Genomic DNA, 1,448 nt, shown 5'->3' with positions numbered 1-1,448 from the left:
GCTACAACGCCCAGGCCGCGGTCGATGGTGCCCATCAGATCATCGTGGCGCAGACACTGATCGTCGCACTTGAGAACTATCGAACGCCGTCGAATGGCGATGCGCTGCCGTCAGTCGCGTTTGCTCATGCCGACGCGGACGGAATCCGCGACGCGGTGCTGGAGATTTTCAAGCACATGCCGGCAGGCGATGTCGAGATCGAGGTCATGAAGGACACCGACGCGAGCTTGATCGCGGTCAAGGACCATCTAGCCTACAAGATCCGCACTCTCGACGACGATGCGCTGTTCATTTTTTATTATGCGGGCCACGGCTTCCACGGCGCGGGCGGCAATCGGTTGAGCACGTATGACAGCAATCGGGTCTCCTCGAGCCGGTCGACGAGATCGTCGAACGAGTCCTCCATGCTTTCGAACTCCACGACGAGTTGCTGGAACTCGTCGTTGAAAAGTTGCTCAAGCGCTTCGCGATGCGCCGGCCATCCCTGCCGCAGCTCAAGCCGCCGCGTGATGTAATATTCGCTCGGCTCCTCCGGGTTCTGCCCTGTCTCGACAATGTAGCGGAACGCTGGCGCGTCGAGTGTGTCCTCCTCCTTCCGGAGGTCTTTGCGCTTCAGGCCGAGCACTTCGCGCGTGTGCTGATAGAGCGTCTGCAGCTCTTCCGCCACGGTGTCGGCCAGAAGGCGATTGCACCATCCGCCCGCCGAGTCGGAAAGCCGGTTCGGCACCTTGTGATATTCGCGCTGGAAGCCCTTGAGGCTCCGGATCGTGCCCGTTTCCGTTCCCTCGAGAAACTCGCCATTATTGCGAAGCCGGATGCCAGCAAGCGCGGCGTCGGCCTGTACGGCAGGCGGGCGCGGCACATAGTGGATGCGGAAGCTGTTCGACGACGAAAGGATCGCCTGCGGCGTCTGCGAGCCCGGAATCGACATTTCGCGGGTGATGTACCGAGGCACTTCCTGGCGCAGATAGTTCTGCAGCCCCTCGCCTTGGCTCGACCGTGCAGCGCCTCCAACAGGAAATGCGTCCAGATACCGTGACCCAGCTTGCGCGATGGATAGGATTTCTCGCCCGGCGAGCAAGACAGGAAAGCGCCCAGATACCATCCACTATCAAGGAATTCCCGGACTTCGCCCGCATCGAGGTTGCCGATGATGTCGCGCGACTGCACGACGCTCCGGAAATCCTCTGCGCAGGCGTCGACGAAGATAAGCGCCTGCTTGCACGCGCTGTCTTGCAGCGGTTCCAGCAACGCATCGCGCATCGACAGCGTCGTGTCGCCGATGTTGATTCGCGACGAAGGGGGCAGCGAGGTCGACGATGACGATCGCCATCAACGGGTGTCCAACAGCCGTGATGGCGCCACCTTCGCCTTCGATCTGGCAAAAAGACGCCTAGGAGCCTGTCCAGTTAGCTTTGGGAAGGCAGTTTTATCTTGATAATGGCGGC

Annotated in this window: 2 protein-coding genes; one reads left to right on the top strand and one right to left on the bottom strand. The window is 60.8% G+C overall.

What is annotated here, in order from left to right:
* Positions 1 to 298: 298 nt before the first annotated feature.
* Entirely contained in the window at positions 299 to 955 is a 657-nt protein-coding gene (locus tag CQ13_RS15200; RefSeq protein ID WP_156433687.1) for a hypothetical protein, read from the bottom strand.
* Between the two features lie 195 nt (positions 956 to 1,150).
* On the opposite strand from CQ13_RS15200, the gene CQ13_RS15195 reads away from it, so the two are divergent.
* Entirely contained in the window at positions 1,151 to 1,438 is a 288-nt protein-coding gene (locus CQ13_RS15195) for a hypothetical protein (RefSeq protein WP_057843678.1), read from the top strand.
* Positions 1,439 to 1,448 lie beyond the last annotated feature (10 nt).

The sequence above is a fragment of the Bradyrhizobium retamae genome (genome assembly GCF_001440415.1).
Lineage (GTDB): Bacteria > Pseudomonadota > Alphaproteobacteria > Rhizobiales > Xanthobacteraceae > Bradyrhizobium > Bradyrhizobium retamae.
The sequence above is the reverse complement of the archived record's forward strand: the minus strand, read 5'-3'. Positions and strand labels throughout refer to the sequence as shown.

Coding starts and splice junctions, on each gene's coding strand:
- CQ13_RS15195 (WP_057843678.1), top strand. CDS start 1,151: ATGATGTCGCGCGACTGCACGACGCTCCGGAAATCCTCTGCGCAGGCG.